Consider the following 22,433-nt stretch of genomic DNA (forward strand, 5'->3'; position numbering starts at 1 on the left):
TTTGCCTCTGAAATTCCGATTCTACAAGCCAGTTCTGATGCGGTTGTTAAGCGTATTGTGGCCATCAATGGCGACCGGGATTTGATTTATTTAGCGTCACAGCAATTGGTTTTGGCCGATAGAATGCTGCGACGAATGAGTGAAATTTTAAAAGGTGGGGCAGCGTCCATTCAAGCGGCTGACAGTTTGGACCGAGATGCCAAACGGTTCCAAGAAGTCCTTAACATCATGTTTAACGGTTCAGATGACATAAATGCCATTACCGATGACCGTGCCATTGAGGCTTTAGGGGGTGTATTTAGTGCATTTAACAGTGTTCAGGAAGATATTTCTACGGTATTAGGTGCCATGGAACTTTTTGATGCCCAAACAGCGGCATCGGACATTGATATTGATACCGAATTATTTGTTACCAATGCGGAGCAATTGCGAAATGGTTTAGCCGGTATGAATCAAGCCGTGCCCTCTGACCTGATTGGTTGGGTGATTGCCGGTTTATCCTTCTTGTGGTTATTATGGATTTTCCGCACCTTGTCGCGAAATGATCGTGTTCGCGCGGTGGTGGCACAAGAACAAAACGAACGAAATCAACAAGCGATTCTGCGACTACTGGATGAGATGGGATCTCTGGCTGATGGTGACTTGACGGTGAATGCCACGGTTTCTGAGGACATTACCGGAGCCATTGCTGACTCTGTTAACTTCGCGATTGAAGCTTTACGTTCATTGGTAAAAACCATTAATGATGCATCCGTTGGTGTGACCTCAGCGGCACAAGAAGCGCAAGCAACAGCGATGCATTTAGCGGAAGCTTCTGAGCATCAAGCCACCCAGATCACCAATGCCTCAGCAGCCATTAACGAAATCGCAGTGTCCATTGATGAAGTATCTAAAAACTCTCTGGAATCTGCTGACGTGGCGCAACGTTCGGTACTGATTGCCCATAACGGCGCTGAAGTGGTACGTGACACCATTAAAGGTATGAATAATATTCGAACTCAGATTCAAGATACTTCGAAACGGATTAAACGACTGGGCGAAAGCTCACAAGAAATTGGTAGTATCGTTGAGTTGATTAACGACATTGCGGAGCAAACCAATATTTTGGCCTTAAACGCAGCGATTCAAGCCGCCTCATCCGGAGAATCGGGACGTGGCTTTGCGGTGGTTGCCGACGAGGTACAGCAACTAGCGGAACGCTCTTCAAGCGCCACCAGGCAGATTGAGGGTATTGTAAAAACCATTCAAACCGACACCAACGAGGCTGTTAAATCAATGGAACAAACCACCACCGAAGTGGTGGGTGGTGCCCGAAAAGCAGAGGATGCCGGTGAAGCCTTGACTGAAATTGAAACGGTATCCAATGATTTGGCGGAATTGATTCAAAATATTTCTGAAGCCGCGCGACAACAATCGGTGGCTGCGACCAATATTTCCGGCACCATGAACGTGATTCAAGAAATTACCACCCAAACATCAGCCGGTACTCAGCAAACTGCTGAGTCGATTGGTAACCTGGTGGAGCTGGCAACTGAATTAAGAAAATCAGTAGAAGACTTTAAGTTGCCGGATGATGAATTTTATTAATATTGAGACGCCAAAGAGCGTTTCTATACTGCCACTAAGTTGAAATGTACAAAATGTATAAACAACCGTTTGTTCAGATATCGCCACTGACCGAAGCCGAGTATCAGCGTTGGGCGGGTTTGTTGGCAGAGCGTTTGGGCATCATTGTGCCGAAAGAGCGCAAGATGTTTTTGCAATCCAAAATCTGGTCACGGATGCGTGAAATTGGTTATCAGCGCTACGATAAATACTGGGAATTTATCAACTCCGGTATTGAAGGCAACTTGGAATGGTCGCAGCTGGTGGATCGACTGACAGTTCACGAAACCTCCTTTTTTAGACACCAACCGTCTTTTGATTTGGTGGCAGAAGACATTAAGGCTCATCTTGAAGCGGCTGATGATGTTCTCAAATATAAAATGTGGTCAGTCAGTTGTGCCACCGGAGAAGAAGCGTATTCTTTGGCTATGGTGGCGCACCATTTATGTCAGCAGTCGGATAAAAAATGTTACTACGGCGTGACTGCCACGGATGTCAGTAGTCCCGCAATTGCCTTAGCAAAACAAGGCATATACGGTGTTGATAAAAAACCACAAATCAACGCCATGTATCATCCATACTTGGATGACTTGAATAAAGAAATGTTTACCATTTCAGCAGCGATAAAGCGGCGGTTGGCATTTGGGGTTTTTAATTTATTGGATGTTAAGCGACCTTCACAAGTTAAATATGATTTGATTTATTGTCAGCATGTTTTGATGTATTTTGAACGCCATGTTCGTCGACAAATATTAGACGGTTTGGTGACCTATTTAAATGGTGGTGGTTTATTGATTTTGGGTCAGACTGAAATTAATGCGTGGTCTCATCCGGCCATGCAACGGGTGGAAAAAGGGCGAACTTTGGCATTTAGGCTTAAATAATTATGAGTAATAAAGACAACATAGATTTCTCAACATTAACCTGGGTTAAATCAGAGTTAGATGAAACCTTAAATCGCGCCAAAGATGCGTTAATGGCGTACATTGATGAGCCTGAAGACAGTAATCAACTTCAGTTTTGCATCACCTATTTGCATCAAATCCAGGGCACCTTAAAAATGGTGGAGCTCTATGGTGCAGCAATGGTGGCTGAGGAAATGGAAGCAGTCGCCAAAGCGCTATTGGATGAAAAAATTGAAGACAAAGACCCCGCTTTTGATGTGTTGCTTCGCAGCATATTGCAATTACCCGATTATTTGGAGCGAATTGAATTAGGTCATAAGGATGTGCCCATTGTGCTGTTGCCTTTGGTTAATGACTTACGGGCGGTACGCAGCCAACGGTTGTTATCAGAAAGTGCTTTGTTTAATCCGGATTTAAACCTCGGTGTTCCAGAACATATTCAACAGCAAGACATCGCACTTCACGGTAATCAATTGAAAACAGCGTTAATGAAGTTAAGGTCAGCCTATCAAATGGCTTTGCTGAAATGGATTAAAAATGATCAAAACGACAAGGTCATTAAACAAATGCAACAAATCTTATCTAAGTTGCGTATGGTGCTGCCACAAACTGATTATAAACAGCTGTTTTGGGTGTACAGTGGTTTATTAGAGGGCTTGTCTGATGGTCGCGTTAAAGACAGTATTGCCATTAAATCGCTGGCAGCTAAAGTGGATTTATTTATTAAGGACTTAACAAATAAAGACAGCCAAACCAAATCCACTGGTCGTGCGCTCACCCGAAATTTTCTTTATTACATCGCTCTGGGTGAAGCCGGTTCCGAAAAAGTGGATGCCATTAAGGCCTATTTTCACTTGGATCAGTTTATGCCTGATGAGGCTGAAATTAAACATGCTCAGGGCAGCTTATCCGGCAAAAACAAGGAATTATTACAGACTGTTTCGGCAGCCATTAAAGATGATATTTTAGTTGTTCAAGAGTCTTTGGATTTATTTATTCGTAATAAATCTGCCCAATTAGAAGAGCTGTCGCCTTTATTAGGTAATTTACAGAAAATTGCAGATACCCTGGGTATTTTGGGTCTTGGCGTGGCGCGTGATGATGTATTAACACATCAAAGTGAGCTGAAACAGTTTATAGAAGATAACAACCGACCTAAAGATGGTGAGCTTTTAGAAGTGGCCCAAACTTTGTTGCGAGTTGAGTCTGATTTAGGTGATCATATTCAATCCTTAGGTATCACCTCAGAAAGGGATGCTGAGCAGGATCATAACATTCCACAATCAGAACAGAGAGAGATTGTTAAACAGCTGGCCAAAGAGTCAATTGTTAACTTGCAGCAAGTTAAAGCCAATTTCGTGGCCTTTATTGAAGCGCCTTGGGATAAGCATCAGGTGGAAGACAATCCATTGTTACTAAAACAAATTGCCGGTGCTTTAAATATTCTTGATTTAAAACAAGCCGGTGACCATATTCAGCAAATCATTACCTATGTAGATCAAGAGATACTGACTAAATCCGCGAAACCCTCGGCATCAGAATTGGAACAATTGGCGACGGTGGTGTCTTCGATTGAATATTATTTAGAAAACCTTGACCAAGGTCACCGCATTCGTGAAAACTTGATTAATGAAGTGGCGCGTCAAATTGATGCCTTGCAACAGCAAGTAAGTCAGGATGATCGAGCCGAAGAAACCGTTGCCGAAACTGATTTAGCGGAGCAGGAAAAACAAGCTGAATTGGCTAATGCCACCAAAGACGCAGAAGAAACTGATGCATCTGACACTGCAGAATCTGAGCGCGAAGAATCCGACGACCAAGACGCTCACAGGGAAGCGCAACAGGACTCCAAGGATCAGCCAAGTGCACATGAGCATCTCGCGGAAAGTGAGCTGGTCACGTTCGGTGAAGATGCGGATGATTTCATTAAAGAAGTGTTTATTGAAGAGTTTGAAGAAGAATTACCACATTTACAATCTCAGCATAAAACATGGCAATCTGACCCCGAAAATAGTGAACAAAACCTCGGTGAAATGCGTCGAATCTTTCATACCTTGAAAGGCAGTGGACGGTTAGTGGGTGCTGATGTCATTGGTGAGTTCGGCTGGAAATTAGAAAACATGTGTAATCGAGCCTTGGATGGCGCGATTGGTTATAACCAAAACTTTAAAACTGTTTTGGCTTCCGGTATCGAATTGGCTGAAGCGTTGTTAGAGGCACTGAAAAACCGAGGGCCGGTACCGGCGGCCTATCCGGTGGTGTTGCAAAATGCGGATAATGTTGCCAACGGCAGTGAACATTTGGTTGCCTTGGCTGAGGTTCAGCTTACTGAGGAAACACCGGATTTAGATGATCAAGATGTCGAAGACATGGCCATTGACAAAGACCTGATAATGGAAGATGCTGAGGATGATGCTGAAACCACGGAAAGTGTTGAAACGGCCGAAGTAGATGAGATTGAAACCACGGAAAGTGAACCTGAGTCTGAATCAGAGCAAGTCATGGATTTGTCAGAGGAAGACGCAGCAGAAGAAGATGTGGACGATATTGATAAGCCTCTTGAGTATGAACGGCCGTCAGAGTTATTAGATGATGTTGATTGGGGTGACTCAGAGGAACAAAAACTTGATAAAGATTCCGATGAAGATATTCTGGAACAAGATGAGGATGTGCCGCAAGAAGAGGAAGCGGTGGAACTGTCATGGGATGATGACGATGACATCACTGAAACTGAAGAGGATACCTTTGATTTTGCAGACAGTGAAGACTTAGAAGCGGTTTTGGCAAGTTTAGATGATGATTCTGAAGATGAGTCAGTGGATAGCGAAGATGTGGTGTCGATAGAATCTGAAGATAGTCAACAAGACCTTGAACAAGACCAAGATGACATGGTGACTGTCGGTAGTGACGAACAGGATCAGGATGGGGAATCTGATGATGATTGGGAACACGACACGGCATTTATCCAAATATTACAAAAAGAAGTGGGCGGTCATTTAGATGATATGGAAGAGCAGTTAAACCGCTATCGAAATGGTTCAACTGAAGCCGTCAACGATGACTTTGTACGCACTGTGCACACCCTGAACGGTGCGGCCAGTATGGCCAATGTAAAAGCCATCACAGATATGACCACACCACTGGAAAAGCTGGCATTGCATTTACATGATTCCGGTCAGCAATTTAATGACCAAGATATTGACAACATTGATGCCCTGATTCAGCACACCAAAGGCCAATTGGCCTCATTGGGTAACGGCGAAATGCCTAAGGATGATGAAATCAGTCACTATTTCAATGATCGGGTGGCAAATTTAAGTGACGAGCTTATGGAAACCGCAGCAGAGGACGCCCTGCTGGATGAGGCGTTGGCAGTGGAAGCTGACTCGGATGAATTTGATTTTGATTCCTTAGAGTTTGAAAGCGATACCACTGAACCCAATGAGCTTGAGACAGATGAGCTCGCAACCGATGATGTTGAAATAACTGAATCTGAATCGGACGATGAAGCTGTTATAAACGATGAGTCTGAATTGACCGCACTTGAGGATGAAAGTGAGGACAGCGATGAGGTTGAAATAAGTGAACTTGAGACGGACGAAGTCGATGAGGTCGAAACTGACGAATTTGATATGGTCTCACTTGAGGACATTACCGATGAGGGCGATGAACTTGAGACTGATGAGGTTGAGATAGACGCCGTTGAAACCGATGAGGATGAATTGTCTGCACTTGAGGATGATACTGATGACAGTGAAGAGCCTGAAGTCAGTGAAGTCGGGGAAGATAAACTTGAGACAGATGATTTTGAAGCCGGATATGCACTTAATAAAAAGGATGAAACACCAGTTGATGAGGTGGCCGCAGCCCAGGCTTATGAGTTAGAAGTTGATGAAGAGTTACTGGAAATATTTTCAGAAGAAGCATCAGAAATCTTTGATCGGGCTGAACATTTATTGGCAGAATTAGAGGATAATCCTGAAAAAGTTGATGCTGTTCAGGGCTTACAACGTGATTTGCATACCTTAAAAGGTGGTGCGCGGATGGCCGGATTGAATCAAATTGGTGATTTATCGCATCAGTTAGAGTCCTTGTTGGAGACCATAGCCGGCAAACAAGCCCAAGTGGACAGCCGACAGTTTCATGTGATTTCAACAACCATGGATCAATTGAATGACATGGTGAGTTCTGATGATTTCGGGCAGCTGACATCCATCGATGAAGCCACGCAAGTGATTGAACAGCTACTGACCTCTGAAGGCGGTGAGATTAAAGAACAGTCAGAGCTCGATCAAAGTTTCTTTGATCCGTTAACTCGCACTGACGATGAAAGCGATGAAGATGAAACTGAAGTCCTGGACAAAAAAGGCACAACACCAGCAAGAAGTAAAAAATCCAATGTCTTATCCGGTGGGCAAATTAAAGTTAACTCTGAATTACTGGATAAGTTGGTTAACTTTGCCGGTGAGGTGAGTATTTATCGCTCACGCATGGAGCAACAGTCGGTTGAGTTAAAGCTTAATATTGACGAATTGGAAAATACTGTAGAACGTTTAAGAAGACAGTTGCGTGATTTAGAGCATGAGACTGAAGCACAGATTATTTCTAATTATCAGTTACAAGAAGAGGAATTAGAGGAAGATTTTGATCCTTTAGAGCTTGATCAGTTTTCCACCATACAGCAACTATCACGATCATTATCAGAGTCTGTATCGGATTTGACCAACATTCAAAGTTATCTACAAGAATCGGTGCGGTCATCTGAAACATTGTTGATTCAGCAATCCCGGGTTAATACCGAATTGCAGGAAGGATTAATGGAAACCAGGCTGGTGACCTTTAATTCATTGGTACCGAGGTTAAGACGGGTATTGAGAACCGCTTCCCAAGAACTGGGTAAAAATGCCAAGTTGGTCATTCATGGTTCCGAAGGCGAGATGGATAAAACTGTACTGGAAGGTATTCAAGCGCCTTTAGAGCACATGATCAGAAATGCAGTGGTTCATGGGTTGGAATTAGACCGTGATGCGGTCAATAAACCGAAGCAAGGGGAAATTGAAATTGACATCTCACGTGAAGCAACAGAGGTGGTGATTACAGTTCAAGACGATGGGGCCGGTATTGATTTAGATGCGGTAAGAGCGAAGGCTTTAAAACGCGGTCTAATTAGTCAAGATGGTTCATATAATGACCATGACATTGCTCAATTAATCACCCACAGTGGTTTATCAGCGGCTGATACTGTCACGAAATTGGCTGGACGTGGTGTCGGTATGGACGTGGTCAATAACGAAATCAAACGTTTAGGTGGTAGTTTAGAAATTAGTTCAAAAAAAGGTGAAGGAACATTATTCACCATTCGCTTACCCTATACGTTGGCCTTAACCCAAGCATTAATCGTCCAAGTGGCCGATCACCGATACGCGATTCCCGCTTCTGGTGTTGAAGGCTTGGTTCGTATGTCAGTGGATGAATTTAAACGGCGAATTGATGACAATGATTTAGATTATGATTATGCCGGTGAGAAGTATCAGATTCAGGAGCTCAATAAGTTACTGAATGTGGATTCGGATATTATGGCAGAAGGCGACTTGGTACCGCTGGTGATGATTAAGTCTGGTGACCAAGGTGTTGCATTGCGTGTTGATCAAACCTTTGGCGGACGTGAGATTGTTGTTAAATCAGTGGGTATCCAAGTGGCATCAGTGCCCGGAATTTTTGGTGCCACCATTTTGGGTGATGGTGCGGTGGTATTGATTCTGGATATCATCCCAATGCAACGGGATTACATGCAAAAACTGGAACGCTTAAAAGCAGAAGGCGTTGAGGTGCAAGAGGTGCAAGAGGAAGAAGTTGCCACCACCATTATGGTTGTTGATGACTCCATCACCATGCGTCGAGCCGGAGAGCGTATATTGGCTCGGAATGACTTTGAGGTGATGACCGCTAAAGATGGTCTCGATGCCTTGAATAAATTGCAAGAACAGATCCCGGATTTAATGTTATTGGATATTGAAATGCCTCGAATGGATGGTTATGAGCTGGCAACCGCTATGAAGCAATCGGAAAAATTCAAAAATATACCAATTATTATGATTACTTCGCGGACCGGACAAAAACACAAAGACCGTGCTAAAGCCATAGGTGTTGATCGCTATTTAGGTAAGCCTTATCAGGAATTGGAATTGTTAGAAAACATTAAAGAGTTGCTGAATTTGGAAGATGTCTAATCACCCAATAATTGGTCTGGTTCATGTGGGAAAACCACAAGCATCCGCACTATATTTAGCTGATCAGTTAAAGACCAATAATTATCAGGTTATTGAAGTGGATGCTGAAGAATTCAGCATTGATGATGATGTTGATACGTATATTATTAATCTCAGTGATGATGATTTTAATATTGAGTCGGTGGTTGATAAGTTAACAGATGCGGGCATGAAAATTGTATTTAACGATACCCAGGTGGCCAATGATCTGGTGGGTTGGAATAAGAATCGCTGGTTACGACATATTCTTCACAAAATTGACGTTAAACATGATTTATTACCGGCGATAAATACAGAGCGTGATGTCGATAGTCTGGACCTGATTGACTTTGGGATTCAGCAAGTTTGGGTATTGGCCGCTTCAATTGGCGGTCCTGAAGCCATTGTTCGTTTTTTATCAGAGTTCGATGGCAAAGAGCCTGTGTTGTTTATTATTATCCAACACATGGACAGTGAATTTGTTGGTATGATGGTCAAGCAGTTAGAAAAAAACGGCCAAATCCCGGTTAAATTAGCCGGTTCAGGTGTTGCCGTTCAACCGGGAGAAGCTTTACTGGTTCCTGTGGATGAAAGTATTGTCTTTCAAAATAACGGACGCTTGGCTGTCAAAGATGTCAATCAAAATCGTGCGGCTACTCCATGTATAGACGATGTCTGTGCTGATTTAATCAGCCAGTTAAAGTTTATTAATTTAGCTGTATTTAGTGGTATGGCATCAGATGGGATTATGGGTGCCAGTAATGTTTTTGATAATGGCGGTACAATTATTACCCAAACTGCGGAAAGCAGCGTGGTGTCATCCATTTCTGACGAAGTGAGAAAAATGAAAATGTCTCGGTTTGACGGTACGCCGAATGAAATGGCACAATATATTAAAGAGAAATTAACGGTAGGTGATTAAATGGCCAACGAAATACGTGCGGTACTTATACCCATAGAAACCAACAGAAAATTGTTACTACCCAATGCCATGGTGGCGGAGGTAATGGCAATGCGGAGCATCGATGACATTGATGTGAATGAAGATTGGATACTTGGTACGGTTTCTTGGCGTGGTTGGGATATTCCGTTGATAGACTTCGGATTGTTAACCGGTTATCAAAGTGATGACGTGAAAGAAATGGCCACCACTGACAATATTGCGGTACTTAAATGCATTAATCACCCTGAAAATTTACCCTATTTTGCGGTTTTATCTCGCGGAATACCTAAATTACAGCTGGTGTCGCGTGGTGATATTCAGCTGCATGAAGAAAAAGAGGTGAATCATCATGCCATTGCTTCTCTGGTGTCCATTGAAGATGAAATGGCTGACATTCCCAACATGAATTATCTTGAAACACAACTAATCAGCCTAACCGGAGAGCCTGCTTAATCTGACTTTTGTGGTTGGTTGTTTTTTACCTAACTATTTATTGGCCAGTCATTTTTGGACTAAAGTCTCCGTATAAAGTATGCATGGCACTGAGTACCACCGGTGCCATGGTTTCTGTTCTCAACACCCGCTGCCCCATTTTGATACCGTAATGACCTTGCTGTTCAAATTGTGTTAATTCGGTTGGTGAAAAGCCACCTTCAGGCCCGATAAAAATATGACACTGTTGTTGTAAGGACTCGGGAATATCATGAATAAATTGATCTGCGGTGGGCTCTAAATAAATTCCTAAATGATTATTAGACATAATTTCAGTTAAGGATTTTATATCACTAACTTCCATAAGATCGGCGCGGCCAGATTGTTCACAGGCACTGATGGCCACAGCTTGCCAATGTTGTTGTTTTTTTTCGTATTTGTGAGACGCAATACGGTGTGAGCAAAACTCACTGAACACCGGTTGTATTTGTTTACAGCCCAATTCAGCCGCCTTTTGAATGGTGTAATCCATGCGATCGCTGCCGCTGATGGCTTGAACCAAGGTTATGTGTAAAGTGCTTTTTGGCGGCTCCTGTTGGCAAGCCACAATATCTTTAATCACCACCTCATGTTTGTTGACAGCTGCAATCACGGCATCATATTGTTGACCTGTTGCGGTAAAAAATTGCAGTGGGTGCCCCGGTTTGAGCCGCAATACATTACGAATATAGTGCGCTTTAGGCTGTTCAATAATCCAGGTGTCTTTCAAATTCAGGTGATTAATGGGTAAATAAATTCGTGAAACTCTCATAAAAATACGGGTTCTCTCTGGTCAATATTTTAAAATTGCCTATAATCAATAAAGTCTTCTTCGATATTAAATGATGAAACAACAAAAAATACAACAATCCATAAGTAATCAGTCGGGCTTCACTTTGATGGAAGTCTTGATTGTGGTGGTTATTTTAAGCATTTTAGCGGTGGCGGTGGTGCCACAGTTTCTAGATGCCCCTGATAAAGCCCGTCAAGCCCGTGCTCAGGCCGACGTTAAAAACATAGAAACGGCTTTAAGCATGTATAAACTGGATAATATTCAATACCCTTCAACTTCACAGGGGTTGCAGGCTCTGGTACAAAAACCCAGTGGCCGTCCGGAAGCAAAGAACTGGAAACCCGGTGGCTATTTAAAACAACTGCCAGATGATCCCTGGGGCAACCCTTATCAATATCTAAATCCCGGCAATCACAGTGATGTGGATATCTATTCATTGGGTGCAGATGGACAACCCGGTGGTGATGGGCTCAATAAAGACATTGGCAATTGGTAACTTTACAGCCTAACAAACGCATATCAGGTTTCACACTCATGGAAGTTTTGCTGGTGATTGTTATCATTGGCATTATGACAACCATAGGTGTGGGTTTAGTGACCAGTCAGTCAAGTGAACGCCAGTTACAACAACAAGGCCATCAATGGCAACAGATGCTGACTTATCTATGCCAACAAGCCGTACTTAATAACCAAGCCTATGGTGTTGAGTTATCACAAAAGGCCACTCAAGTACTGGTTTTTGAGCCACCACAATGGCAACCGCTCACGCAATTTACGGAGGCCTTACCAAATCAGGAATTATCATGGCTGGTGCAATTGGATGGTCGTGATATGCCGTTGGCGAATGACTTTGAAGCCTTGCCTCATATTGTCTGTTACAGTGATGGTCGCATCAACCCATTTAGTCTGAAACTTTGGTTAACCCAATTACCCGAGGTGACTTATGAAATTGCTTCTGAATCCCCTTGGCAAATAACCGGTCAATGGAATGAATAAGCGTTTATCTGGGTTTACATTGTTAGAGGTGTTGTTGGCCCTTTTAATCATTAGCGTGGCTTTGGTGGCAATGGTCGAAGCGGCCGGCTTTGCTCACAAACAGACCGTGGAACTGGATCAAAGACAACAAGCCTATCGCGTCGCCGATCAGGTTCTTATGCAACTCTATCAGCGTACAACTGTGGATGATGAGCAAGGCAGTCAACAACAAAAAGACCAAACCTATTATTGGTCAGTTGATGTTCAAAGTACTGATAATCCAAGAATTTTACGTCTCGATGTGCGGGTTGGACTTGATCGCAACTTAGAATACGCTTTGGCACAACTGACCGGTTTCAAAAGCAATGGTTAAGGTTGCTGATTCACATAAACAAAGTGGCATGACTTTATTGGAATTGTTGGTGGCGGTTGCGCTATTGTCTATCATCGCGGTGATGGCATTTGCCTCCATCAATACTTTGGTTGATGCAAAACAGCAAATGGATGATACGGCTCAGCGTTTAAATCAAGAAAATATGGTGTTGGAACTTTTTAGTGATGACATCCAAATGGCCACCAGTCAGACACTGATGACCGCAATCAGCAACAGCACTGATTTTACAGGGGAACCGCAAGCCATTCGTTTACAGCGTTTTAACCCATATCAAGCGGTGCCGAGACAAGGCTTGGTTAATCATTTAAAGGAACGAGTCGCCACCGTTTTAGATGTACGCTGGTTTGTGCGAGACAGTACCTGGTACCGAGCCACTCGTCCGGCTGTCAGCACCGAATATGCACCCTGGCAAGAACAAGCAATGTTGCCGATTCGACAAATACGTTGCCAATATCAGACAATCAGCGGCCAACTATTAGACCGTTGGCCACCAGATAGTCAACAGTTATCAGCCTTGCCGCGGTCGGTTCGTTGCCGACTCACTTCAGATTTAGATCGCCAGTCAGATTTGATCATTACGCCGTGGCAACAGATATGGTAAAACAACGACAACAAGGAATGGCTTTATTAATGGCTTTGGTGATGATGGCCATTGCGGTAACTTTGGTGGCCGGGATTTGGTACAGCAGTCGGTTAACACTGTTTCGAACCCATCATTTGCAACAAAAACTACAAGCTAAACATTTAAGCCAGGGTTTATTACTATGGGCCAGTGATTTGCTGGAAAAAGATTACACTGAATCTGATCAATTTTATGATAATAGTGCCGACCCTTGGCATCAGGGTATTCAAGGCATTATCGTCGAGCAGGCCGTGCTTTCAGGTGAATTAAACGGTATGAATCATTTATTTAACGTCAATAATTTAGTTATTAATGATGTGATTTCAGTAGAGCATGAGGCTTATTTCAGACGCTTATTAACAGCCCTTAATTTAGATGTCAATATAACCGATAAAATCATGGACTGGATAGACCAAGATCAAGAACCCCGGCAGGGTGGTGCTGAAGATTTTGCTTATGCGGCAGAAATCCCGCCTTATAAAACCGCCGGTGGCCCTTTTTCACACGTCAATGAATTACGTTTGATTGCCGGTATGGATGATTCACAATTTAATCAGTTATTACCTTATGTTACAGCTTTACCGGTCACTAATGGCGCCACACTCATGAACATCAATACCTTGCCGCCTGTCATGATTAAGGCGCTTGATAACAGCATTAGTGAGGAATTGGCCATAAGGATTTATCAACAATGCCAAGCCAGCTTTACAACAATGGAAGATTTCTATAAATTTGATACGATTCAATATCTAGACAATATTAAGCAAATAAAACCAATTTTGAACCAGCTCATCGGGGTGCAAACACGTTATATGCAAGCCCGTACTGAAGTGGCTTTTAAGGACAATCGCCAACATGGCTATGTTTTATTGTGGCGGCGTAATAATGGCGCATCGCAGGTGGTCATGCGATCACCGGTTCCTTTCTTACCGTCAAATTTGGTAAACTAGATTCATGAAAATTGCTTTTGTCGCCAGTCAATCAGAAAACGCCCAAAAATCACTTACTCAGTTGGTTAAACGTTATGGTCAAGTCGAGACTGATCAAGCTGATGTGATTGTGGTATTGGGTGGAGACGGCTTTATGCTGCACAGCTTGCATCAATACATGTACCAAAAAATACCTTTATTTGGATTACGCCGCGGCACAGTTGGCTTTCTAATGAATGACTACCAGAAAGATGATTTACCGAAACGAATCCAACAAGCGAAGAAAACCATTTTGCACCCACTGTCCATGACCGCAGAAAAGGTCAACGGCGAAGAATTTAATTCACTGGCCATTAATGAAGTGTCTTTATTGCGTCAAACCAAACAATCCGCTCATATAGAAGTTAAGATTAACGGTCAAACTAAAATTGAAAACTTAGTGGGTGATGGCATTATGGTGGCCACACCAGCCGGTAGTACGGCCTACAATTTATCAGCACACGGACCGGTGATACCTTTAGGAACACAAGTTCTGGCGGTGACACCCATCAGTCCATTTCGCCCTCGCCGTTGGCGCGGCGCGATTATTCCAAGCCATGCAGAGGTTTGTTTTAAAGTCAAAAGTCACCTGAAAAGACCCGTGGCTGCCACCGCGGATAATTTTGAAGTGCGGGATGTTAAACAAGTCAAAATTACCGAAGCCAGAGAGATTGAAATTGAAATGTTGTTTGATGAACATCATAATTTAGAAGACCGTATTATTAATGAGCAATTTGCTTAACAAATGCTAACACTTGCTATTTCATCACGAACTTTATTTGATTTGGATGAAGCCCATAAAATTTTTTTAACAGAAGGTTTAGCGGCATATCGTGCATATCAGTTGGCCCATGAAGATGAGCCTTTGGATCCGGGTGTGGCGTTTCCATTGGTACACAAATTACTCAATATAAAGCACCCGGAAAGTGGTGAAGATTTGGTGGAAGTGGTGTTGGTGTCGCGTAATAACGGTGACACCGGATTACGTATTTTTAATTCCATTGAACATCACGGCTTAAACATTTCTCGTGCTGTCTTCAGTAATGGGGGATCGCCCTATGATTATTTACCGGCATTAGGCGTTGAACTGTTTTTGTCGGCGCATAACTCTGATGTTATTGGCGCCTTAAAAGCCGGCTATGCGGCCGCTCATTTAATGACCCGAAAGTCGGTTAAAACAGAAGACAGTCAAGTCAGAATCGCTTTTGATGGTGATGCAGTGATTTTTTCTGATGAATCAGAGAAGGTTTTCCAGTCAGACGGGCTGGATGCTTTTCGTAAAAATGAGCATAACTTACAAAATCAGCCTTTGACACCGGGACCTTTCGGTGCTTTTTTGAAAAAATTACATGATCTTCAGAATATCTTTCCACCCGGTGAGTCACCCATCAGAACTGCGCTGGTAACCGCTCGCTCGGCGCCCTCGCATAAGCGTGTTATTTTAACTCTGCGTAGTTGGGGTTTACGTATTGATGAGGCGTTGTTTCTAGGGGGGCGAGATAAATCTGAATTTTTAAAATCATTCCGGGCTGATATTTTCTTTGAGGATCAGCTGACTTATGTTAAAACAGCATCGAGGCACACCGCAACCGGTCATGTACCTTACGGAATAACCAATAATCAACCTATAGATAACACAAAAAACCATGAAAAAAATTAACTTTACTTTAGTGCTTATCAGTTTACTTATCACTTTTAATGCACAATCCACCACGGTTCGCTTCGAAACCAATGTCGGAGATATTGACATCGAATTATATGATGACCAAGCCCCGGTCACTGTACAAAACTTTCTAAATTATGTGAATGATGGTGATTATGATGACACAGTTATTCATCGCTCAATTCCGGGTTTTGTTTTTCAAGGCGGTGGCTACCGTTATTCCGGAAATAATGTGTTTACCACGGTTGCAACTGATTCGCCCATCGTTCTTGAAGCCGGATTATCCAATGACGAAGGAACCATCGCCATGGCCAGAACCAGCTTCGCTGATAGTGCCACGAATCAATGGTTTATTAATTTAGTGGATAATGTTGGTTTAAATCCAAGTGGTTCTAATGAAGGTTATGCGGTGTTTGGAAAAGTTATCAGGGGCTTGGACATCGTTAAATTTATTGAATCATTTAAAATAGTTAATTTTGCTGGCAGTAATCTTGGACAAGCTACCAAGGATTTTCCAATTTATGGGTATTTAGCGGGTTCAGTTAAAAAAGAAAACACAGTTAAAATTAATCGTGCCTTTGTATTGTCTGATACATTTCAAATTAATGCGGGGTTATCGGGTGCTTGGTTTAACCCGGACACCAATGGCCAGGGTGTGTATTTAGAGGTATTACCCTCTGTCAATATGTTGATTTCCGCATGGTTTATATATGATTTATTACCGGGCGATACAGGGCAGAGTAATGGCATTGGTGCAACTGACCAACGCTGGTTGACCATGGAAGGAAATTATACGGAAGATTCCGTTGAGTCGTTGGTCTATTCCACAACCGGTGGTGTATTTGACAGTTCTGAATCAGTTAGCTACCAACAGATTGGAACGGTGACTATTCAGTTCAGTAGTTGTAACCGAGCGGTGATGACCTATGAATTAACGCAACCAAGCATTTCCGGCACCATTCCGTTGCACCGTCAATCAGATTCTAATGTGGATTTGTGTCAACAATTGGCAGCTGAAGCCAATCAAGGTGTTGCGCCATAAACAATCTGCTTCATGCCTTTAAACCGGTCAGGTTGCCAATGATCCACAGCCCATTGAATAAGTTGTTGTTGGGTCATTGGCTTTTTATCCGGTAAAGACTGATTCAGTAGTTGCAGTGCCAATCGAGTAACTGTCACAGGGTCTTCACGGTTAACGGCTGTGGCATGATTTTGTTTACTTAATTTGCGGCCATGTTGATTGGTTATTATTGGAAAATGCGCATACTGTGGTGTTGGTAACCCCAGCTTTTGTTGTAAAAAAATTTGTCTGGCAGTGGATTCTAAAATGTCAATACCACGCACCACGTGGGTGATACCGCTGTTAGCATCATCAACAACCACTGCCAGCTGATAACTAAATAAACCATCTTTTCGTTTAATGTTAAAGTCGCCACATTGCTTCGCTGGATTCTGTTTTTGAGGCCCCTGGAAGCCATCATCAAAACAAATATCAGTATCATCAACGATAACTCGAATTGAATGTGGTGCTGAATGATTGCCGGGCAGTAGTCGGCAGTGTCCTGGATAGGTGTCATGACCTGCCAGTTGTTTTCGGGTACAGCGGCACTGGTAGGTTAAGTTGAGTTCTTGTAGTTTTTGAAGGGCTTGTTGATAATGTTCTTGTTGCTGTTCGCTTGTTTGGTAAATAACATCACCGTCCCAGTGTAAAGCAAAAGCCTGTAAGGTTTTAAAAATACGTTCATCAGCACCGATTACGGTCCGGGTGCTGTCCACATCTTCAATACGCAAACGCCATAGACCTTGGTTACTACGTGCCTCACAATAACTAACCAGCGCCGCCAGCAGTGATCCAAAGTGCAAATCTCCACTTGGCGACGGCGCAAATCGGCCGGTATAAACAGCTGCTTTATTGTTCAACCGGCTCCATGGTTTCTGTGGGCTCACCGATAAAGTTACCTTGGATAAAGTTAATAGACATCTTCCACATAATGCTCATGGTATTGGCATCTTCAATAAACTCACAGATCACCTGTTTACCTTGATTGTGCGCTTTTTGAACAATGGATTTAACTTTTTCTTGGGTTTCAGGATTATCAACGAGATCAGTCATAAATGCTGAGTCTATTTTTAATAAATCCACCGGGAAGTGTTTCAAAATGCTGAATGAATTGAGCCCTGAACCGAATTTTTCCACCACTATTTTACAATTCAATGCTTTGATGGCTTTAATGATGGGTTTCATTTTTGTGGCATGGGTAACCAGTTCACTTTCCTTGATCTCTAATGCCAGCTTTTGACCGGAAACGCCGGCTTGTTTAAATTGATCGGCTAGCCAACTGGGAAAAGCAGAATCGGTTAAGGATTCGGATGATATTTTAACAAACAAAGTGACATCAAACTGAGCTTGTTTAATGGCTTGAATGGCTTTCGATAACACCAAACGATCGATGTCGTTGATGAAGCCGTATTTAATGGCCACCGGAATGAACTGCTGGGGATAAATAAGTTGATCATCGCCGGATTTCAGGCGCACCAGACATTCAAAAGATTGCACATCGTCACCGTCAATATTGACCACCGGCTGATAATGTAAAATAAATTGATCATTTTCCAAGCCTGTAGTGATGCGATCAATCCATGCCTGGGAGGCTGCTCTGGCTTGTTTTTCTTCTTCAGCCGGATCGAAAACAGCCACTTGGTTACCGCCATCTTTGGCTAAATTCTCAATCAGATCAGTAAGGGTTTTTATGACATTGTTGACCGACTCACTTTGTGGTGTTAGCTGTGTGACTGCAATGCTGACGGTGCAGTTGGTTGAAGTATCGCCGGCATTAAAAATCTGCTCGGTGATTAATCGACAAATCTTACTGGCCGCTTTTTCGGCTTTTTCAATATTGGTGTTTATTTTAAGTATAAACACTGCATCGTTGTAACGGCAATAAACCGTGTCGGATCCGAATTTACTTTGCAAGAATTCAGCCACATTAGCAATAAATAAATCAAAATTACCAATACCGAGTTCTTTTTCTAAACGTTGCTCCTCATCAATGGCAATCATGAGTAAACTATCACCGGGCTTGCTGCGGGCCTGATCTACATCGTCTGCTAACAATTCATGGAAATAACTGCGGTTATAAAATTTGGTTAACAAATCCTTGTTTTTAATTTCAAACAGTTCTTTTTCAACTTCCGGATCAACGGACGGTAAATTAATGATAAATTGCGCGCATTGCTCGCCTTTAAAAGTGGCTTTAGAAACATCAATTAAGCCATCGAATTTTTCACCTTGTGATGTCATCATCTGAAAGCTTAGTTGCTCATCAGGTAAGGTGTTTTTATTAAGATCGCGCAGTACACTTTTGGCTTTAGCCACATCGTCCTTGGCAATCATATTCAAAAATGGCGTGACTTCTAATTCCTCAAAATCATCATACTTAAATAACTCTTGGTAGGACTGGTTGGTGTAGGCGTGCATACCATCATGAATATAAGCAATTGCCTGTTTTGACGAATCCAATAAACTATTGACTCGCTTTTCAGTTTGTCGAAGTTCACGTGCCAGTCGGATGTTTTCACGGCGTTGTCGCAGATTTTTCATATCACGCAATATCACATGTCGCATGTGTTCAGGTAATTTAGGCGAGCAGTAAGAATTGGCACCGGCTTCTATGGCATCACTGATTTGGTCAATATCAAAATCGTCAATCAAAGCAATTAACGGTAAATCTTGTCCCATGCGTTTTATGTGATCAATCACCGTTTGTGCCGGAAGTTCTTGCTGCATTTGTTGGCACAAAACCAAATCTAATTGTTTCCTTTCTAATACACCGATTAAACTTTCTTCGTCAAAACAGCGCGTTGGACGAACGGCAATTTGGTAATTACGCAATAAAGATAATATACGCTCGGCTTCTTCTTCTGACTGATGAATAATCAAAAGATTAATGGATTTTTCTGTGGCCAAAAAACGACTCCTGTTACCTAATAGATTTAATTGAAGTTTACCATTATAGTCATTCGCAACGGATATGAGAAGCCGGTGAAATCGCTAATTTCAGTTATCCGCATGTCCAAGTCATTAAAAATCAATTAATTAACCGGGGTTTTCGCTGTTTGTCCGGCCACTTCTTGAACCATCTTAGGCAATAAATATCCCGGTAGTTTCCGGCGCATGCCCTCGTAAATAAGCTTTGCTTGGCTTATGTCCACTTCGAAATGGGCCGCATTTTGTACCCGATCGAATAAGTGTAAATAGTAAGGTAGTACACCATTGTTAAATAGGGCATAACTCAGTTTGATTAATGTGTCGACATCATCGTTAACAGATTTCAATAATACACTTTGATTTAGCAAGGTTACATTGTGTTGTTTTAATTTGTTAAGACTATTAATGGCGTTATCAGTTAATTCATCGGCATGGTTAATGTGTGTCACCAGGACTTTATGAAAACGCAATCGATCTAACCAATCCATTAGGGGTTTATCAATGCGATCCGGTAATACAGTGGGTATGCGACTATGAATTCGGAGGGTTTTTATATGGTTTAGTTTAGTCAGTTGATCTGTCAGTGATTGCAAACTACTGGTGGTTAATGTCAAAGGATCGCCACCGCTGAGTATCACCTCATGAACTTCAGTATGTGCACTCAAGTAATCAATGACGGCCTGCCAGTTGTGACGAGATGCCAAGTGTTTATGGTAAGGAAAATGACGGCGAAAACAGTAGCGACAGTTGACGGCACAGCTGCCTGATGCCACCAATAATACGCGGCCGTGGTATTTGTGAATAATGCCTTGATCGGCTAAAGCGTTGTGATCGCCCACCGGATCACTTGTGAAATCAGGATGATCTTCGGTTTCTGCAGATGTTGGCAGAAACTGATTGCTTAAAGCACCTGTGTAAGGCTGTTTTTGAATTGCGTTGATGACCTCGTCAGTGACCACAGGTCTAAATAGTTTGGCGGCTTGCTGACTGTAATCTTCTTGAGTTTGCAACGTTTTGCTGTGGTCTCCGCTTAAAGCATTTTTGAGTTGCTGTTGCCAAGATTTGGCCATAATAATTGAAGTATAAAAAATAGCGGTGATTTTAACATGTAATAACATCTGAGTGGATTCAGCCTCGTTATTCTCGTTTGCAGGTATGTTATAATCGCCAACTTCTTAAAATCATGTCCAAGGAGCCATTTAGATGTCTGGAGTATACAGTACCAATCAATTTAAAAGCGGTTTGAAAATAATGTTAGATGGTGATCCATGCAGCATTGTAGAAAATCAGGAGGTTAAGCCCGGAAAAGGTCAGGCTTTTAATCGTGTCAAAATTCGTAATTTGAAAACCGGCCGCATGATTGAGCGTACTTTTAAATCCGGAGAAAAAGTAGACGGTGCGGATGTTGTAGAAACCGAAATGCAGTATTTATACAGTGATGGTACTTTTTATCATTTTATGGATCCGGAAAGTTTTGAGCAAGTACAAGCTTCTGAAGAGGCTGTTGGTGACCAAAAAATCTGGTTAAAGGAACAAGATATGTGCATGATTACTCTGTGGGATAATGTGCCTATTTTAGTGACACCGCCTAATTTTGTGGAATTAACCATCACTGAAACCGATCCCGGTGTGCGTGGCGATACCTCAGGTGGCGGTAGTAAGCCGGCGACCTTAGAAACAGGTGCGGTGGTCAACGTGCCTTTATTTGTGCCTCAAGGTGAGGTCATAAAAGTGGATACCCGCAGTGGTGAGTACGTTAGTCGAGTCAAAAAATAAGGTATGACCTCTTGGCAATTCCAAAGCCCGTTGGTGCGTTTGCAACAGCGGGCTTTTTTACTGGCTGAAATCAGACAATTTTTTGGTGAGCGAGGCGTCATGGAGGTTGCCACACCGATTATTTCTTCAGCGGCTAATACCGATCAGCAGATTGAAGTGTTTGCCACCGATGCCATTCATCCCGATAAGCAACAAGCCTATTTGCGGACTTCGCCGGAATTTTTTCATAAGCGTTTATTGGCATCTGGTAGTGGTGATATTTTTGAAATTGCACCGGTGTTTCGTCGCGGGGAAGTGACGCGGCTACATAATCCTGAATTTACTTTGCTTGAATGGTATCGACTTGGTTTTGATATGTCGGATTTGATGGCTGAAATGGATGCCTTGTTTCAGTTATTGGCGCGTCGATTTAATTTGCTTGTCGATAAAACCCAATTGACCAGTTATCAATCCTTATTTAAGGATTATATTGAGATCGATCCTTTTAATGTTACAGATTCATGGCTTAATGAATTTTGTCATGGTCACGGTTACCGAGGTTCGAATTTATCGCGAACCGGCGCCTTAGATTTTATTTTTTCGATACTCATTCAGCCGCAATTGGTCGACTTGGATGGTTTGCTGGTATTTCACTTTCCGATTGAACAGGCCGCTTTGGCACAAACCAATCCTGATAACCCTAAAACGTGTTTGCGTTTTGAGTTCTTGTTCCGTGGCATTGAGTTGGCTAACGGTTATCAGGAGTTACAGGATGTTGAGCAACAGCGAAAACGCTTTGAGAATGATCTTAAATGGCGCCAACAGCATCACAAAAATGCATTGCCTTTAGATGAGCACTTGTTGTCTGCGCTTGATAGTGGCTTACCGGCTTGTTCCGGTGTCGCTGTCGGTATTGAACGATTGCACATGTGTTTGATTCAAGCCGAAGACATTAAAGAGGTCCTTGGTTTTCACGCGTTGAATAGCTAATTTGATCACTAAATTTTGACAGCGCAGATAGGGGGTTAAAATAAAACAATCGTTTTATTGAATTTGCATGCTAATTTAATGTTTTTTTAATAATTGTTCTTGTAATTTCAGGC

At 42.5% G+C, this 22,433-nt stretch carries 18 protein-coding genes and 1 pseudogene; 15 read left to right on the forward strand and 4 right to left on the reverse strand.

What is annotated here, in order from left to right:
• Window positions 1–570 precede the first annotated feature (570 nt).
• The 5 genes and pseudogenes from OS173_RS13380 to OS173_RS02670 all read left to right on the forward strand — a co-directional run.
• Window positions 571–1,587, forward strand: a pseudogene (locus OS173_RS13380) (methyl-accepting chemotaxis protein); the annotation flags it as partial.
• Window positions 1,588–1,640: 53 nt separating this feature from the next.
• The gene (locus OS173_RS02655) at window positions 1,641–2,489 is read left to right on the forward strand and encodes a CheR family methyltransferase (RefSeq protein ID WP_267182729.1); all 849 of its coding nucleotides are present in this window, start codon (window positions 1,641–1,643) and stop codon (window positions 2,487–2,489) included.
• A 2-nt stretch (window positions 2,490–2,491) separates the two neighbouring features.
• Window positions 2,492–8,740 (forward strand): Hpt domain-containing protein, encoded by a 6,249-nt coding sequence (locus tag OS173_RS02660; RefSeq protein WP_267182730.1) that lies wholly within the window; start codon window positions 2,492–2,494, stop codon window positions 8,738–8,740.
• Window positions 8,733–9,680 carry a chemotaxis protein CheB gene (locus OS173_RS02665; RefSeq protein WP_267182731.1) on the forward strand — a complete coding sequence of 316 codons (948 nt, stop codon included), beginning with the start codon at window positions 8,733–8,735 and terminating at the stop codon, window positions 9,678–9,680. The genes OS173_RS02660 and OS173_RS02665 overlap by 8 nt, the downstream gene beginning before the upstream one ends.
• On the forward strand, window positions 9,681–10,154 hold the full coding sequence (locus OS173_RS02670) for a chemotaxis protein CheW (protein WP_267182732.1): 474 nt from the start codon (window positions 9,681–9,683) through the stop codon (window positions 10,152–10,154).
• Window positions 10,155–10,191: 37 nt separating this feature from the next.
• Here OS173_RS02670 and OS173_RS02675 read toward each other — a convergent pair whose 3' ends face one another.
• Window positions 10,192–10,944, reverse strand: coding sequence for a 16S rRNA (uracil(1498)-N(3))-methyltransferase (locus OS173_RS02675; protein WP_267182733.1), 753 nt, complete (start codon window positions 10,942–10,944; stop codon window positions 10,192–10,194).
• Between the two features lie 70 nt (window positions 10,945–11,014).
• Between OS173_RS02675 and gspG the strand changes: the two genes are divergently transcribed.
• From gspG to OS173_RS02715, 8 genes are read left to right on the forward strand one after another with little or no spacing between them, the layout of a single operon-like run.
• A complete protein-coding gene (gene gspG, locus OS173_RS02680; RefSeq protein WP_323373165.1) occupies window positions 11,015–11,461 on the forward strand; it encodes a type II secretion system major pseudopilin GspG in 447 nt (148 codons plus the stop codon).
• Window positions 11,455–11,961, forward strand: a complete 507-nt coding sequence (locus tag OS173_RS02685; protein WP_267182734.1) for a type II secretion system protein — start codon at window positions 11,455–11,457, stop codon at window positions 11,959–11,961. Before gspG ends, OS173_RS02685 begins: the two co-directional genes overlap by 7 nt.
• Window positions 11,954–12,313 carry a type II secretion system minor pseudopilin GspI gene (gspI, locus tag OS173_RS02690; protein ID WP_267182735.1) on the forward strand — a complete coding sequence of 120 codons (360 nt, stop codon included), beginning with the start codon at window positions 11,954–11,956 and terminating at the stop codon, window positions 12,311–12,313. Before OS173_RS02685 ends, gspI begins: the two co-directional genes overlap by 8 nt.
• Entirely contained in the window at window positions 12,306–12,935 is a 630-nt protein-coding gene (locus OS173_RS02695) for a prepilin-type N-terminal cleavage/methylation domain-containing protein (RefSeq protein WP_267182736.1), read from the forward strand. The genes gspI and OS173_RS02695 overlap by 8 nt, the downstream gene beginning before the upstream one ends.
• Complete coding sequence (gene gspK, locus OS173_RS02700; RefSeq protein ID WP_267182737.1) at window positions 12,929–13,906, forward strand: type II secretion system minor pseudopilin GspK; 978 nt, start codon at window positions 12,929–12,931, stop codon at window positions 13,904–13,906. Before OS173_RS02695 ends, gspK begins: the two co-directional genes overlap by 7 nt.
• Before the next feature lie 4 nt (window positions 13,907–13,910).
• Window positions 13,911–14,666, forward strand: a complete 756-nt coding sequence (locus OS173_RS02705) for an NAD kinase (RefSeq protein ID WP_267182738.1) — start codon at window positions 13,911–13,913, stop codon at window positions 14,664–14,666.
• 3 nt (window positions 14,667–14,669) lie between these two features.
• The gene (locus OS173_RS02710) at window positions 14,670–15,584 is read left to right on the forward strand and encodes a 5'-nucleotidase (protein ID WP_267182739.1); all 915 of its coding nucleotides are present in this window, start codon (window positions 14,670–14,672) and stop codon (window positions 15,582–15,584) included.
• Complete coding sequence (locus OS173_RS02715) at window positions 15,571–16,629, forward strand: peptidylprolyl isomerase (RefSeq protein ID WP_267182740.1); 1,059 nt, start codon at window positions 15,571–15,573, stop codon at window positions 16,627–16,629. Before OS173_RS02710 ends, OS173_RS02715 begins: the two co-directional genes overlap by 14 nt.
• Here the strand turns inward: OS173_RS02715 and gluQRS are convergent.
• The 3 genes from gluQRS to epmB form a co-directional block, all read right to left on the reverse strand.
• Window positions 16,611–17,507 (reverse strand): tRNA glutamyl-Q(34) synthetase GluQRS, encoded by an 897-nt coding sequence (gene gluQRS, locus OS173_RS02720; protein ID WP_267182741.1) that lies wholly within the window; start codon window positions 17,505–17,507, stop codon window positions 16,611–16,613. The genes OS173_RS02715 and gluQRS overlap by 19 nt on opposite strands.
• Window positions 17,497–19,554: an EAL domain-containing response regulator gene (locus tag OS173_RS02725; protein ID WP_267182742.1), complete on the reverse strand. Its 2,058-nt coding sequence runs from the start codon at window positions 19,552–19,554 to the stop codon at window positions 17,497–17,499. Before OS173_RS02725 ends, gluQRS begins: the two co-directional genes overlap by 11 nt.
• Window positions 19,555–19,679: 125 nt before the next feature.
• Window positions 19,680–20,645, reverse strand: a complete 966-nt coding sequence (gene epmB / locus OS173_RS02730; protein WP_267182743.1) for an EF-P beta-lysylation protein EpmB — start codon at window positions 20,643–20,645, stop codon at window positions 19,680–19,682.
• A gap of 133 nt (window positions 20,646–20,778) precedes the next feature.
• Here epmB and efp point away from each other — a divergent pair, with 133 nt between their 5' ends.
• Window positions 20,779–21,351: an elongation factor P gene (efp, locus tag OS173_RS02735; protein WP_267182744.1), complete on the forward strand. Its 573-nt coding sequence runs from the start codon at window positions 20,779–20,781 to the stop codon at window positions 21,349–21,351.
• A 3-nt stretch (window positions 21,352–21,354) separates the two neighbouring features.
• Window positions 21,355–22,320 (forward strand): EF-P lysine aminoacylase EpmA, encoded by a 966-nt coding sequence (gene epmA, locus OS173_RS02740; protein WP_267182745.1) that lies wholly within the window; start codon window positions 21,355–21,357, stop codon window positions 22,318–22,320.
• Window positions 22,321–22,433 lie beyond the last annotated feature (113 nt).

The organism is Marinicella gelatinilytica, from assembly GCF_026410405.1.
Classification (GTDB): Bacteria; Pseudomonadota; Gammaproteobacteria; order Xanthomonadales; family Marinicellaceae; genus Marinicella; species Marinicella gelatinilytica.